Genomic DNA, 16,206 nt, shown 5'->3' on the forward strand with positions numbered 1-16,206 from the left:
GCCCATTCCCTCCTGAAAGACAGACCATGATACGTTTCTCCCTCATCCCGGCCGTGCTTGCGCTGTGCGCCTGCACCGTCGGCCCCGACCACGTTCCCCCAATCCAGCCGCTTGCCGCACAGTTCGCCGAAGGCGATGCGCGGCCAGCCGGCGACGCCGCGATGCAATTGTGGTGGCGGTCCTACAACGACCGGCTGCTGAATGATCTGGTTCAGGCCGGGCTGCGCCAAAACCTTGATATCAAGACGGCGCTAAGCCGCGTGGCAGAGGCGCAGGCCGCCGCCCGCGCGACCGGTCTGCCGGCACAGATCAGCGGATCGCTTGTGGCCGACAGCATCCGGTCTGGCGGGAACGGTGTCGCGGGCACGGTCACGACCTCTGGAGCCAGCGCGATGCCCGCGCTGATGCTGGACCTGTTCGGTGGTGAACGCCGCGCACGGGAAACGGCTTTGGCCTCGCTGCAATCGGCAGAACTTGGCGTTGGCACGGCGCAACTTGCCCTGCTCTCGTCGCTTGTCAGCAACTACATCGATCTGCGCTACTATCAGAACGCAATGGCCATCACCCAACAGACCCTTGAAACACGGCGCGATACGCTGCGCCTCGTGCAGGGGCAGCGCGAGGCAGGTGCCGCGACGGCGCTTGACGAGGCACAGGCACAGGCGGCACTGGACGAGGCGCAAGCGGTTTTGCCCAACCTTGAACAGGGCTACTACGCATCTTCCTACGCCATCGCGACGCTGCTCGCGCAGCCGGTGCAGGCGATTGGTTCCCGGCTTCAACGCGGTGCCGCCCAACCTCGTCCCGGGCGCAGTGCCGCTGCCGGAATACCCGCCGACCTGCTGCGCAACCGTCCCGATTTGCGTGCCGCCGAAGCCGAACTTGCCGCTGCGACCGCCCGCGTCGGGGTCAGCGCGGCGCAGCTTTATCCGTCGCTGCAACTTGGCGGCACGGTTTCGATATCCGATGGGGTGACCAGCTGGAGCTACGGGCCGCAGCTGTCGATCCCGGTGCTGAGCCGGGGCGTGCTGAAGGCCAACCGCGACGCCGCCATCGCCCGGGCTGACCAAGCTAGACTCGCTTGGCGCGGCGCGGTGCTGGGGGCGGTCGAGGAGGTGCAGGCCGCGCAAAGCGATTACCTCCGCAACCGCCGTGCCGTCGCCGCCTATCAGCGCAGTGTGGCATCATTCGAGCGGGTCGTGTCACTGTCACGCGAAACCTATGAAGGCGGCACGACGACGCTGCTCGACTACCTGGAGGTTCAACGCTCTCTTGCCGCCGCCCGAATGACGCTGGCATCCGGGCTACGCGATCTTGCAGCCAGTTGGGCCCGCTTGCAGGTCGCTGCGGGCAAGGGGTGGTCGCTTGCGCCCACCTCCGCAGGCTGAAGAACGCCACCACAAGCCGTCGGCAGCGATCGGAATTTCGGGTGGCTGCTATGCGGCGACTTGAGTTCGCGTCACAAAGCCGCTCTGGGCCGAAATGTTCCAATCTGCTACATGTCGGCGCATGTCTTCTGCCAAAGTGTTTCCAGAGCGCTCAAAAAGTCGAGGGACATTGTTAGTGCCATGATCGCACCCCCATTCCGCTTTCCGACCAATTCAGCAATCGAATTTATCGCGATCCGACTTGGTCTTCGTAACGATCCACACATGCAGGATTGGGCGATTGAAGTTGCGGAGGCGTCAGATATTCCAAGGTATCTGGCCCTATTTCAAGACGCCGGAATCAATGAAGAGGTACGTTTTGCCCTTGCCGAAATGACCATCCAGGCCTTCGAGGACTGGACATATGAGGCGCGAAATCCGGACCTGAATTCAAATCCGGAATGGGCGTGGTTTCTGTCTTACCTTGCCGAGAATGCAAAGGTTCATGAATGGCAAATCTGGTACTGGGCAGGTTGGGACAATAGCCTGGACGATACCTGGCAGGTCGCGCCGTACATGCGTCGCTTGTATCAGGGCTACCTGGCGGCCAGCGCGTAGCAGGCAAGCTTTCCAGGCGGGCCTTCGCCTTGTCCAGTACGGCAACGGTGGGAAGGCGCGCGCTGGGGCAGATTAGAATCGCCGTGCGTATCCTTCGAACATGGCCTCGCGCCAGAGGGGGGATCGCGGGGGGCTTTACCTTCGGGAAATCACTCAAATCTGCAATCAGAAGGCGAGCGCCCAGGCGGCGATTCCGTCTGCAGGATATGTCCCACAGTGAGAAGGAAAGCTCTGCGACCTGTTAGCGTTTGAAAAGGGTTCTGCGAACTTGACAGGTGATGCTGTTCTGATCAGTGATCTAAGGCAGGGGGTGGACGATCGTCCGCACAATAAAAAATTCAGCGCTCGGCATCCTGTTCCTTTTGCCGTGTTAGATAGTTTTTGTTTATGGGGGCGTTATGGCCGCTAAGTTGGAAACGGTTACGTTTGAGTCCAAAAGCCTGCTGCCGTGGAATTTTGGCAGCGATACATATTACGGCGTTCGCAACGCCAGTCTGGGCAATCTCAGCCTCGACTCTGGCGATATGCTCTCCACAAGCGGCAAGTTAAGCCACAGCTTCGATATCGGTGGTCGCTGGAGCCCTGTGGACGCCTCGGGAACGGCCTATTTCAACTACAAGATCGGGTTGCAACCCTACGTCGAATCCAACTCGGTCGGCAGTTTCACCACCAGTCTTAGCGGCACAATGGATGTCAGCTATGGCAACGCCAATTTGCGTAGCGAGGCGACCGACGCCTTCACCTTTGACGTTCTGTCTTACGAATCCACCACGGCCGAGCTCAATTACGAAAGCTTTCGGGCGAAGACGTTCGAGGCGGGAATCAAGCTGCTTTATGACATCGATGTCGGCATTAAAAACTTGCGCCTTGATGTTGTCTTCTTTGATGAGAAGAAAGAGGATCTGGTTCAGTTTATTGGCGATGTGAACAACGTACCCGAGCCAATAAAGCTGTTCCAGTTTTCCAGCCCATCGCAAAGCTTCGAGATTTTCGACTGGCTCGAGCTGAGCTTGAACCAGCCCAATGGCGCAGACATCGAAGCGAGTTGGTCGAGCGACGGACAGGGCAGTGCCCCCGTGGTCAGCGGCAGGGGAACTGCCGATGATTTCTTCATCAACCTGCGGGCCGATCTTGATAAGCTGGGCACATCATTCCTGAAGAAGTTCGGCGGGCCGAACGGAATCAGCATTGCCACGACGCTGGAGGAAACCGTTTTCCTCGACGCCGACCTCGACCTGCACGAATTTTTCAAGGCGGTTCCGGAAGACTGGTTCAGTATCGAAGCAACGGCAATCAACCTTTACGCCGACGGTGGTTTGAAGGTTGGAGAGGCGATGACGGTCGACTACCGGTCGAAGAAGGCCGGGATGACGGATGCGAACCTTCCCGACGTTACGGTGACGGTGACGGTCACGGATCCGGGAACCGGCTGGACAAGCACCCAGACCTCGACGCTTGATGCGCTGCTTGCCGGTTCGGCGGATGCCAACCGGATCGAAATCGAAGCGCCCGATTTGCCGAGTGGCGAGCGGCTGCGCGATGCAAAGATGTCGGTAACCTATTCGCTGAACCAGGCCGCGGTACAGCACAGGGCCGGCGTAGACATTGGCATGGCCATCGGGGTCGAGGGCTTGACGCTGGATCTGAAGGGCAAAGGGGCCACGCTGATCAACGTCGGACCTTACCTTGATTTCAAGCTCGAGCAGGACATCCAACTTCCGCTGCCGTTCTCGAACAGCTTCAACCTGACGTCGAAGGAATTCAAAAGCGTCACCAAGACCTATGACGTGGTCTACACGGATGCAGCGCCAAGCGATCTGGATGTAGGCGATCCGGAATTCAAGACCAAGGTTTTGAAGGCGCTGAACGGGCTGAGCGAGCAGACATTGCACGCAGTTCAAGGCGCCGACTACCTGTGGGCGGACAACGTCAAGAACGGTGTCTCCCAGCAGAAACTGTACAAGGTCAAGGATGGCGAAAATCAGTTCGGGCTGCAGGGCGGTTCCCCAACTTCGGGGACCGCATCGACCTATATCTGGCAGGGTGACACCGACGCCACCGTGAACGTTGACAGGGGCCAGACGACCGACGGCGTGTTCCACGAGAATTACGTGGTCCTGGTGGCAAGCGACGACCCGCAGGCGACCAGCGGGTTGCGGGCCCAGTTCGATCTGACCAACGGATCGCATATTTTGCATGCCGGGTCATCGACGATCGAGAAGTACAATTTCCTGTCGTTCCTGCCTCAGGCCAAATCCGCCAAGTACACGCAGTATGTCGGGTCCTGGCCCAACATACTCGAGACAGACCGCAACATCGGCGCCATTGTTGGCAGCAAGAACGCCGACGTTCTGGCCCTGATTGCGCCGCAGGGCCAGCAGCAGGGCGGCCAGTTCTTTGACGGCGGCAGCAATGGCACCCAGGTTGGCGATATCCACCAGTCCGACTTTGACATCTTCGTCGCCAACCTGCGCGGTTTGATGCCAGACACCAGGATCGTGTGGGACATTCACGCAGCACAACGGGCAACGTTCAACAACGATCCGAATGCCTTTGTCCGCATCGACCAGGGCACCGGGCCCAATTCCGAAGGGATCGTTGTCGGCAACGTGGAATCCGTTGTTCTGTCGACCGGCCGGCGCGACGACGCGATCGTTCTTGGCTTCGGCGCAGACTACCTGCAAACCAATGAAGGCGCCGATTACGTGCAGTCGGTCTGGGATTCCGCAAACGATACCGTTGATCTTGGAAACGGCGACGATTGGATCGAGCTGAAGAGCGAGTTTGCAATAGTTGCCGACCATGGCAATCGTGATCGCAGCACGCCTCAGGGGGCAACGCACATCACTTCTGTCGATACCATTTATGGCGGCCGCGGCATCGACGAGGCGATCGTGGAAGCGCCGGCGTACGATGAAGACGGAATCCCGCAGTACGACGAAAATAACCAGCCGTTTCAGATCACAGAAGACGCCAGAACTCGAGAGGCCGAGGATGGCGGCCTGATGATCCAGATTGGCGGCAGGTTCGAAAATCCGGTTTCTGCCAAGGCGGATATCAATGCCCTGCGTGCCGTGTTGGAGCAACAAAAGGCCGTCGTGCCCACGCAGGGCAAGACCCTTGTGCTGGGCGAGGCGCGGCACGAAATTTCATACATCCGCGATGACCTTGTGGCTTATAAGGACGCCAACAACTATCGCTACGCCCGAGACGTCATAAAATTTGATGCGTCGCTTGAGCGGATTTCGGTGATCGGCAGTGCCGACAAGGCCGATGTGGCGCTGTACACCGGCGGCATGATCTATGACGGCAAAGGCAACACGACGGCCGGTCAGCCGGGCGATGTGTTCATCGCGAACCTGGGGCTTTATGAGGATCTGATCGGCCCCGATGGCGTGTACCTGGATGCGGGCCAGCGCAGCAACATCGGGCCCTCGGTGGTGCAGAATTTTTCCCGGCTGATCGTGGACGGAACATCCAAGGATGACATCATCGTCGGCGGCTCCGGCGCGAATTCGATCAAGGGTGGCGCGGGCAATGACCGGCTTGAAGATGGCGGCCGCGGTGGAGAGCGTAGCGTGCTGGCGGGAGAAGCCGGAGACGATACCGTCACCTGGAGGTCGGGCGATGCCGACTGGCTTTATGGCGATGGTTCCTACGCGCTTGCTACCGGAACCGACCACGACCTGCTTGTCGTCCGATCCAGCGGCAATGAAACCCAGGGCCTGCGCTGGGTTCTGAACCGCCCGTTCCACGCGCCCGGCGCGGAGGGCGGAACCCTGTTGTCGGCCAGCAGTACGTCCCACGACCTGCTTCAGAACTTCGACAACCTGCACAACGCGCTCAAGGGGATCGCCTACAACTATGTCGCCTTCGACATGACCACAGGTGTCAAGGCGAACTGGTCGAATGAAATGGCGCGCTTCAACGCCTTCGAGGCGGTAGACATCGTCGCAACAGACGCCCATGACGATCTGCTGTTGTATCTTGGCGGCACCTATTATGACGGTGGCGAGCGCGCTGGCGACAACGACGTCTTCATGGCGGATTTCAACGAAACGAAAACCGGCATCGCCCTGCAGATCACCGATGACGGCATGACCCAGGTGATCGGCGACGGGATTACCGTCAAGGGGATCGACAGCGCCTATATTCGTGGGTCGCAGGCCCGCGATGTTCTGATCGGCGGGTCTTTCGACGACTGGTTCCATGGCTACAAGGGCAACGATACGATCTCGGTCGGCGCGGGCAAGGATACGGCCTATGGTGGCGACGGCGATGATCGCCTGATCTGGGATGTCAGCATGGGTCTTGGCGCCACGGACGGCGAAGACACGATCACCGGCGGGAACGGCATCGATACGCTGGTGATGATCACCTCGCACACGACGGCGCACTTCCCGTTCTCGTACAAGATCAACGGTGTAAGTTATGGCGCCGATCTTGGATGGTCGGGCACCGCCGAATCCTATGCCTTCAGCGAGGCGCTGAAGCTGGCCCAAGTCTACCATGTCGGCGAAGATTTCGCCTTTGGCATCGGCGGAACCTATCAGGGCGCAACGGTCAAGGACATCGAGCGGGTCGAATTCTACGGCTCGCGGTACTTCAGTGATCTCGCCCTGATGACCGAAGTCGGCCACTACCAGGCCATGGAACCGCTGTCGATGAAGGACGAGGGCATCAACGATGCCGAGCACTTCGAGAGCGGAGAGGCCGACACCTTCGTCGCCAACCTCAGCCATTTGACAACCGGCTGGACGGTTGAACTGAACGCGGGTCTTGCCGGAGTTTCGAAGATTGGCACCGATACCACGGTGCTTGGGTTCGAGGATTATGTGCTGCTGATGGGCTCGGGCAACGATACCGTCATGGGCAGCAGCGGGTTTGAATATATCGATGGGGGCGCGGGCGACGATTACCTGTCGACCGGCGGCCATCGTCGCACCAATGATACAACGGGCGTGCTGCGCGACAAGCTGTTTGGCGGCGCCGGAAACGACAGGCTGGAAATCATCGCCAACGAAGGCGACCTTGACGGCGGAACGGGCGTGGACACCGCGATTTTCCACTACGATCCGAACGGGCGCGAGGGTGGCGGCACGACGCTTACGGCCAGTGTGACCTACGGGGGCAACCAAACATTTGCCATCCCCAGCACCAACGTCTGGACCGCGGCCAAGATGATGGAAACCGCGACGGCCATGTACCGCGATGCGCTGCCCGGTATGACGCAGTTGCATTATGGCGGCATCGCCGATGTGACCCTCACGGGGGTCGAGCATCTGAACATCGGCCGCAATCGTCCGCTGACCAAAGACGAGAGGGACCCGGTGCTGAGCCTGGTCGCTCTTTCCGGCTCCAGCACCCTGTCGGGCGGGAACAATGTCGACGTTCTGTTCTCGAACACCGGCGACGACACGCTGTCGGGCGAAGGCGGCAAGGATGTCTATTTCTTCGGACTGAATTCCGGGCACGACACGATCCTTGGCGAAGGCCAGTACGGCGGCAGCCTGGTCTTCTACGGCAGCACGCAGAACGACATCACCTGGAAAGCGGCGGACGATGACCCTTGGTCGTTGCTTCTCACCCACAAGGGCGGCACGGTTCTGATCAAGAACTACTGGATTTACACGGCCGGGTTGAATTTCGACGTGATCGTCAGCAACGGCAGCGGCGGAACCACGACGTTCACCATCAAGACGAAGACGTCGGCAACCATGGCCGAGTCGGGCCCGGCGTTCCGTGGTGCGGATCTGTTGGCCAGTCTGGGATCATCGGCGCAGACCGATCCCACATCGGGGTCGAATGATGCCGAGGCGCAAGACCTGCGTGTCATCGACGGCACCGCCGGGGATGACGAGGTGCACGGCACCGGCAAGGCCGAGATCGTACACGGCTATGATGGCGACGATATCCTGATGGGCGGCGGCGGCGGCGATCTGCTGAATGGCGGCGCTGGCAATGACGGCGTAAGCTATCATGATGAAACAGGTTTCGAATATGAGGCGACAATCGTCGATCTTGCCCGCGGGCAAGGTCTGGGCGGTGCGGCCCTGCGGGACAGCTATGTCAACATCGAGAACGCCTATGGCGTCCTTACGTCGAACAACTGGCTGATCGGGAATGCCGGGGCCAACCGGTTGTTCGGTGGCAACGTCGAAGACCAGCTGGAAGGTGGCGCAGGCGACGATACCCTGGCTGGGTTCGGCGGCGACGACTATCTTGACGGCGGGGCGGGTGACGACACGTTGATCGGCGGCGACGGCGGCGATGCGCTGTTTGGCGGCGATGGAAACGACACACTTGACGGTGGCGCAGGCAACGACGCGCTGTCCGGCGGTGCGGGCGACGATGTTATCGAGGGCGACGCCGGCAACGACACGGCCAACGGCGGCGAAGGCGACGACACCTACATCTACGGTGGGTACGATAACCCTGATGTGCTGTTCGAAGACGGGTTCGACAGCTTCGATGGCGGCGAAGGCGGTGAAACCGTTGGCGATACACTGGACCTGTCGAAATACGGGCACGGCGTCATGATCCGCTACGACACGGAACACGCCGCGAATGTGGCCAGCGACGATGGCGCCGGGCTGGCGCTCGAGGACTGGTCCGAGATCGTCAAGGCCGTGAATGTCGAACGTTTCGTGGCAACGGACCAAAGCGATTACGTGGTCGACTCGCTTGGCGGCGTCTTCCACATGGCAGGCGGGGCAGACATCGTCCGGATCGAGGATGGGGCCAGCGGTGGCATCTATCACGGTGGCGATGGCACCGATGCGCTGATCAGTCTGGCCGATGCCGAGGCCGGGGTGGTCATCAATCTGGACAGCGCGGATCTGGCCCGTGGCACGACGGGAATCCTGACCGATGGCAACGGCATATCAAGCTACTTCACTGGTTTTGAACTGTTTGCCGGCACGCGCTTTGCCGACAGCTTCACCGGCGACGCCGGGGCCAACGTCTTCGAAGATGGCGCCGGAGCGGACACGTTCGACGGCGGCGCAGGATCGGACATCCTGCTGGCGGGCGTGTCTCGTGCCAAGTTCAACGACACCTACGCAGGTGGCGAGGGTCAGGATCGCATCAGCTATGCCGACGCGACCCGCGACATTGATGTGAACCTTGCCAAAGGGCTTGCGAGCAACATCGGCAAGGGCAAAGGGCTTGGCATCGGGCGTGACACGATTTCGGGCTTCGAGCATGTGATAACCGGCCGCGGCGACGACCGGCTGACCGGCAGCGACGGGGATGACATTCTTGACGCGGGCGCGGGTCACGACATCGTAAAAGGTGGCCGTGGCAACGACATGATCATCGGCGGGATCGGCAACGACACGATCAACGGCGACACCGGCAAGAACCTGAAGAAATTCACCGATACCGTTGATTACAGCGGCATCAACAAGGGGCTTCGGGTTGAATTCGGCGGGGCCACCGACACGGTCAAGACCAAGGCCAAAAACGGTTGGACAGACACGCTCAAGAACGTCGAGGCGATTGTCGGCGGCGCAGCCAACGATTTGTTCATCGGCAGCGCCAAGGCCGATCACGTGGTCTATGGCGGCGCGGCGGGCACCGGCGGGTTTGACATCTTCCGTGGCAAGGGCGGCATCGACACATTCGATCTGTCGACCTTCGGCGCGGCCGTTCGAATGGATCTGGCGGCCAAAGTCGAAATCAGAACCAACGACACGCGCGATGCGACGTCCGGTGGGTCATTCCGAAAGGTCGCAGACCTGACAAGCGTCGAAAACGTTGTTCTGACGGATTACGATGACCTCGCATTTGGCACCGCGAAGAAAGACACGATCCGCGGCCGCGACGGCAACGATGTGATGGTGGGCCGAGCCGGTGATGACCTGCTGTTCGGCGACCTGGGCAACGACACAGTCGACTACTCGCAAGAGGAAGGCACTGTCGCCCATCGCCTGAAAGGTGGCACCATCTTTGAAAACGCGCGCACGTTCAGTGGCGTGATCGTCGATCTGAGCCACGCGGTCGGGCTGTTCCAGAACAGTGCGCAGACGGCTTTCGACACCTATGGCGATATCGATACGCTGGTGCAGATCGAGAACGTGATCGGAACGAACCGCGGCGACCTGATCGTCGGTACGGCGTCTGCAAACCGGCTTGTCAGTATGGGTGGCAACGACTTTCTCTTCGGGGTCAATGGCGACAACTATCTGGATGCCGGTGCAGGTCGCGATCAGGTTCTGGGCGGGGTTGGCAACGATACCATCCTTGGTGGATCGGGCAACGACAAGCTGTACGGCGATCTGGGCGACGATCTGATCGACGGCGGCACCGGACGCGACATCATGGTCGGCGGAGCGGGCGACGATATCTATGTCGTCGACAACCGCCGCGACAAGGTGCGCGAGATTGCCGGGAATGGCGTCGATACCGTGCTGTCGTCAATCAAGTTCAAGCTCAGCGCTACGCTTGAGGTGCTGGAACTGACCGGCAAGGCCAACGTGGGGGGGATCGGCGCAGCCGGGGTCGACAACGTCCTGATCGGCAATGACGGCAACAACCGTCTGGACGGCCGTGGCGGCGCGAACACGATCTATGGCGGCGATGGCAACGACAGGCTGATCGATCTGGATGGCGGCGACGACCTTTACGGCGGCGATGGCGACGACCACTATGTTCTGGGCGCGTCGGATACCCTGGTCATGGAGTATCGCGACCACGGTATCGACACCGTCGAGACCTCGGCCAGCTTCATCCTTGGCGCCAATATCGAGAACCTTGTCCAGACCGGAACGGCCGATATCGACGGGGTCGGGAATCGTGAAGACAACACGATCACCGGCAACGCCGGGGCCAACATGCTGGTCGGCGCCGATGGCGACGACACCATCGACGGCGGCGCGGGCAACGACGAAATCTGGGGCGACGATGGCGACGACGTTCTGAAAGGCGGCGCGGGCGACGACGTGATCGACGGCGGGCTTGGCGACGATCATCTTCAGGGCCAGCTGGGAGACGACGTGCTGTATGGCGGCGGCGGTGCCGACGTTTTGGAAGGCGGCGAAGGCGATGACATTCTGCTGGTCGAGCTTGGCTTTTCCGAAGCACGGGGCGACGCCGGGGTGGATACGCTTGCGGTGCTGAATGCAACCGGCGGCATATTCGTCGACCTCGGCTCGACCGTGGTGCCAGTCAGCGACCTGCCCATGATGGGCCTGATGGATCAGGCGGTGTTCTTCGGCGGATCGTATTACGCGCAGCTGGCGCTTCGGGACAATTTCGACGATGCCGTCGCCCGTGCAGCTGCCCAAGGTGGCACGATGCTGCAAATCGACAGCCATGTCGAAAACCAGTTTATCGCCGGCCAATACACACCTTCGTATTTCGATCCGGTGTGGATCGGGGCCACGGATGTTCAGGAAGAGGGCACCTATCGCGACCTGTCCGGCCAACCGATTGACCCCTCGCTTTACAACTGGGCGCCGGGCGAGCCGAATGATGCCATCGGCGGCGAGGACTATTTGCAGATGGTGGACAACGGCACCTGGAACGATGCGACAATCGAACCCTCATTCTTCCCGAGGACAGTGGTCGAATTCAACCTGAGTTCTGCCCCGCTGGCCCAGGGCGTAACGGGCGCTCCGGTTCTGGCCGGAATCGAGAATGCCTTTGGCACCGATTTCGCCGATATTCTGCGCGGGACGGACGATGCCAACCAGCTGTCCGGGCTGGATGGAGGCGACATCCTCCTGGGCCTTGGTGGAGCTGACCGTCTCGAAGGCGGCGATGGTGACGATGTGCTGGACGGCGGCGAGGGCAACGACATCCTCGTCGGTGGCGACGGGGCGGATCAGTTCGTCTTCCTCGCTGGCGGCGGGTCGGATGAAATTCTCGACTTTGTCGGCTCTGCGGCTGTTGCTCCGGGCGCGATGCACGACGTGATCGACCTTCGCGCACTTGATCTGGACTATGCGACGGTGGCCCTGTCGCAAACTGTCGACGGCGTTTCGATCGCGGGGCAGGGCGTGTCAATCCTTCTGCGTGGCCTCACGCTGGCAGAGATCGGACAGGACGATTTCCTCTGATCGATCTGTAACGGGACAGGGCGCACTGTCGCAAAGAACCTGTCCGAGGCTGCGGGCGTGTCCGCAGCTTGAGCGGACAGCCAAGCCAGTTTGATTTCGCTGCTTTGAAAAAAGCGGCGAAATCACGTATTTGCCGTCTTTGAATGCGGTGCTCCGCTGCAATCTCACTTTGGGGGATTGCCAACTTGCCTGTACCACTGTTTCGGTCGGCTGGCGTGTCCTTGGCGCGGGACAACGCCCAACCGTCTGGCCCGTGCAGGGGCTGGTACATATGTGCCTGACAGCCCCAACCGGCGCTTGGTGACAATATCACTGAAGCGGTGCCGCCAAAGCGCTACATCATGGTCAACCTACATTTCTGGAGGACGCCATGACAGCCAATGTCGGAACCGTTGACCGTATCCTGCGCGCCGCGCTTGGACTGGTCTTGCTATATCTTGCCTTCTTCAGCGGCATGCCGCTCTTTGCCCAATCTCTGTTCAAGTATGGTGCGGCCATTGTCGGCGTCGTCATGCTTGCGACGTCACTCGTGAAGATCTGCCCGCTTTACGCGGTTTTCGGTCTCAAGACCTGCCGGGAGTGCTGAGATGGAGACCGTATTTACACCCGTGACGTCGTTCGGCGGCGGTCTGCTCATTGGCCTTGGGGCCGTTCTTCTGATGCTCGGTCTTGGCCGGATCTTCGGCGCAACGGGCATTCTGTCGGGCGCGATCTTTGCCGAGAGCCGGGAAGAAATGTCGTGGCGCGTTGCCCTGATCGCCGGGATGATTCTGGCACCGGCGCTTATTTATGCCCTGACCGGGGCGATGCCGGCTCTGACGGTTCCGGTCAGCCCGGTGATGATCGCCGTGGGCGGCGTGATCGTGGGGCTTGGCGCAAGCCTTGGTTCGGGATGCACATCCGGGCACGGCGTCTGTGGCTTGTCGCGCCTGTCGATCCGTTCGCTGGTTGCGGTCCCAACCTTCATGGCCACGGCCGCAGTCACCGTTTTTCTTGTCCGCCACGTGTTTGGAGGCTGATCCATGAAGCTCATCTTCGCCCTCATTGCAGGTCTGGTCTTTGGCATGGGCATCGCCCTTTCGGGCATGATGGACCCGGCCAAGGTTCTCAACTTCTTCGATGTCGCGGGCAGTTGGGACCCGAGCCTCGCCTTCGTCATGGGCGGCGCGCTTGTGGTTGCCGGGATCGGCTATCGCTTGGTCTGGCGGCGCAACGCTCCGCTGTTTGCCGGACGCTTTCAGGTTCCTACCGGGACCGAGATCGACATGAAGCTTGTCGGCGGCTCGGCCTTGTTCGGGATCGGCTGGGGCATCGCCGGCTTCTGCCCCGGGGCGGCAATTCCGGCCCTTGGCACCGGACGCTGGGAAGTCGTGCTGTTTCTGGCCGCCGTCATCGTCGGCTTCTGGCTGCGCCGCATCATCGCGCCGCAACGGCAGCAACGCGTGGCGCCCTGAGCCGCCTCGAGATTAAAGGAGAGAACCCCATGACATATCCCGTCAATATGAGCATCAAACCGGAGGTTCAGGCCTTTTTCGACGAGGCCACGAACACCATCAGCTATATCGTCAAGGATCCGTCATCGAACGCCTGCGCCATCGTCGACAGCGTGATGGACATCGACTATGCCGCCGGGCGCATCACTTATGACCATGCGGATGAACTTATCCGCCAGGTGCAGTCCCAGGGGCTGACGCTGGAGTGGATCATCGAAACCCACGTCCACGCCGATCACCTGTCGGCAGCCCCCTACATCCAGCAGACGTTGGGCGGCAAGATCGGCATCGGCGCGAAGATCATGGTCGTGCAGGAAACGTTCGGAAAGGTGTTCAACGAAGGAACCGAATTCCAGCGTGACGGCAGCCAGTTCGACCGTCTGTTCGACGATGGCGATGTCTATATGATCGGCAAATTGCCCGCCTTCGCGATGTACACGCCAGGGCACACGCCCGCCTGCATGGTGCATGTGATGGGCGATGCGGCTTTCGTCGGCGATACGTTGTTCATGCCCGATGGCGGCTCGGCCCGTGCGGATTTCCCGGGCGGCGATGCGGCAACGCTTTACGATTCGATCCAGAAGGTTCTGGCCCTGCCGGACGATATGCGGCTTTTCATGTGTCACGACTACGGGCCGAACGGGCGCGACATTCAGTGGGAAACGACGGTCGGCGAAGAAAAGGCTCAGAACATCCACGTCGGCCAAGGCAAGACGAAGGAGGATTTCGTCAGGTTCCGCACCGAACGTGACGCGACCCTTGCCATGCCCCGGCTCATCATCCCCTCGCTGCAGGTGAACATGCGCGCAGGCGACGTGCCGACCGACAGCGATGGCAACCCGATGCTCAAGGTGCCGCTGAACAGACTTTGATCGAATTCCACCGGGAGGAGGACAAAAATGCAGTTCAAGAAAATCTCGCCAAAAGTTTCGGTGTCGCCGCAGATCGCGGTCAAGGATATCGCTGCGATCAAGGCCGCCGGGTATCGTGCGATCATCTGCAATCGCCCCGATGGAGAAGGCGCGGACCAGCCCAGCTTCGAGGAAATCGAGGCCGCAGCAAAGGCCGAGGGGATCGAAGCGCGCTATGTTCCGGTCGAGTCGGGGATGGTGACCGATCAGGACGTGGCGGCCTTTGGCCAGGCGCTGGCCGAAGTGCAGCGCCCGGTTCTGGCCTTTTGTCGAACTGGCACACGCTCGGCGACGCTCTGGTCCTTGCACGAAGCGAAGAAGCGGCCCGTGCCCGAAATTCTCGCCATGACGAAAGCGGCTGGCTATGACATGACCGGTGTCGCGCGGCGCGTTGCCAATGGCGGCAAGACCCCGACCGACGCCGGCGATGCCCACTATGGCGTGGTTATTGTCGGCGCGGGGGCTGGTGGGATCTCGGTTGCGGCCAGCCTCAAGTCGCGCAAGCCGGACCTGGAGATCGCGATCATCGACCCCGCCGAAATCCACTATTACCAGCCCGGCTGGACGATGGTTGGCGGTGGCATATTCGAGGCACAGGACACCGCAAAGACAATGGGCAGCCTGATCCCGAAAGGGGTCAAATGGATCAAGGCCGCTGTTGCAGCCTTCGAGCCGCAGAACAATGCGGTCATCCTCGATGGGTGCCGTGTTGTGAAATATGATCGCCTTGTCGTCTGTCCCGGGCTCAAGCTGGACTGGGGCAAGGTCGAAGGGCTCGAGGAAACGCTTGGCCGGAACGGGGTGACCTCGAACTACCGCTATGATCTTGCGCCCTACACATGGCAGCTGGTTCAGAAGATGCAGGCAGGCCGGGCGATTTTCACGCAGCCCCCGATGCCGATCAAATGCGCCGGGGCGCCCCAAAAGGCGATGTACCTGTCAGGCGACGCCTGGTTCAGGCGCAATGCTCTGAAATCAATCGATATCCAGTTCATGAATGCCGGCGGGGTGCTGTTCGGGGTCAAGGACTATGTGCCGGCGCTGATGGACTACGTGAACAAGTACGACGCGACATTGAACTTTTTTCACAACCTGATCTCGGTCGATGGCCCGGCCAAAAAAGCCACGTTCGCGGTCGCCAAGCCCGACACGGACCCGACCGAAGTGACCGTCGAGTTCGACATGATGCATGTCTGCCCGCCGCAGACAGCACCGGACTTCATCCGCGTCTCGCCGCTGGCGGATCCGGCGGGTTGGGTCGATGTGGATCAGGCAACGCTGCGCCACAAGAGCTTTGACAACATCTGGTCGCTTGGCGACGTGATGAATGCGCCCAATGCCAAGACAGCGGCGGCGGCGCGCAAGCAGGCCCCCACGGTGGCCGAAAACATCGTAGCCGACATCGCCGGTCGGTCCGCCGTGGCGCAATACGACGGTTACGGGTCGTGCCCGCTGACGGTCGAGCGCGGCAAGATTGTTCTGGCCGAGTTCGGATATGGCGGGGTGCTGAAACCCAGTTTTCCCGCCGCGTTGATCGATGGCACGAAGCCAAGTCGTACCGCGTGGTTCCTGAAGGAAAAAATGCTGCCGCCGATCTACTGGCAGGCGATGCTGCGCGGGCGCGAATGGATGGCGAAGCCCGAAAAGTTGGAAGCTCGGGCCGAATGATTGATTGGCGCGCCGTCGCCGCTTTCAGGCGATGGCGCGTCGGCCTAGGGGGCTTACAATCCGCGCCCCCGCCACATATCCGCGAGAG

The 16,206-nt window shown here is 60.8% G+C and carries 8 protein-coding genes; all 8 read left to right on the top strand.

All coding sequences use genetic code 11. From position 1 onward, the window contains the following. The first annotated feature begins 26 nt into the window (after positions 1–26). The 8 genes from FGK64_RS10245 (at position 27) to FGK64_RS10330 (ending at position 16,118) form a co-directional block, all read left to right on the top strand. Positions 27–1,388: an efflux transporter outer membrane subunit gene (locus FGK64_RS10245; RefSeq protein WP_138863702.1), complete on the top strand. Its 1,362-nt coding sequence runs from the start codon at positions 27–29 to the stop codon at positions 1,386–1,388. A 180-nt stretch (positions 1,389–1,568) separates the two neighbouring features. Further along, positions 1,569–1,985, top strand: a complete 417-nt coding sequence (locus tag FGK64_RS10250; protein WP_138863703.1) for a hypothetical protein — start codon at positions 1,569–1,571, stop codon at positions 1,983–1,985. A 398-nt stretch (positions 1,986–2,383) separates the two neighbouring features. Continuing rightward, positions 2,384–12,046, top strand: coding sequence for a lectin-like protein (locus tag FGK64_RS22530; protein ID WP_281280401.1), 9,663 nt, complete (start codon positions 2,384–2,386; stop codon positions 12,044–12,046). Between the two features lie 370 nt (positions 12,047–12,416). Next, positions 12,417–12,632, top strand: coding sequence for a YgaP family membrane protein (locus tag FGK64_RS10310; RefSeq protein WP_138863704.1), 216 nt, complete (start codon positions 12,417–12,419; stop codon positions 12,630–12,632). 1 nt (position 12,633) lies between these two features. Then, entirely contained in the window at positions 12,634–13,065 is a 432-nt protein-coding gene (locus tag FGK64_RS10315; protein ID WP_138863705.1) for a YeeE/YedE family protein, read from the top strand. A 3-nt stretch (positions 13,066–13,068) separates the two neighbouring features. Next, positions 13,069–13,500, top strand: a complete 432-nt coding sequence (locus tag FGK64_RS10320) for a DUF6691 family protein (protein ID WP_138863706.1) — start codon at positions 13,069–13,071, stop codon at positions 13,498–13,500. Between the two features lie 29 nt (positions 13,501–13,529). Beyond that, positions 13,530–14,411: an MBL fold metallo-hydrolase gene (locus FGK64_RS10325; protein WP_138863707.1), complete on the top strand. Its 882-nt coding sequence runs from the start codon at positions 13,530–13,532 to the stop codon at positions 14,409–14,411. A gap of 27 nt (positions 14,412–14,438) precedes the next feature. After that, on the top strand, positions 14,439–16,118 hold the full coding sequence (locus tag FGK64_RS10330) for a bifunctional protein tyrosine phosphatase family protein/NAD(P)/FAD-dependent oxidoreductase (RefSeq protein WP_138863708.1): 1,680 nt from the start codon (positions 14,439–14,441) through the stop codon (positions 16,116–16,118). Positions 16,119–16,206: the final 88 nt, after the last annotated feature.

The organism is Arenibacterium halophilum, assembly GCF_005938225.1.
Lineage (GTDB): Bacteria > Pseudomonadota > Alphaproteobacteria > Rhodobacterales > Rhodobacteraceae > Arenibacterium > Arenibacterium halophilum.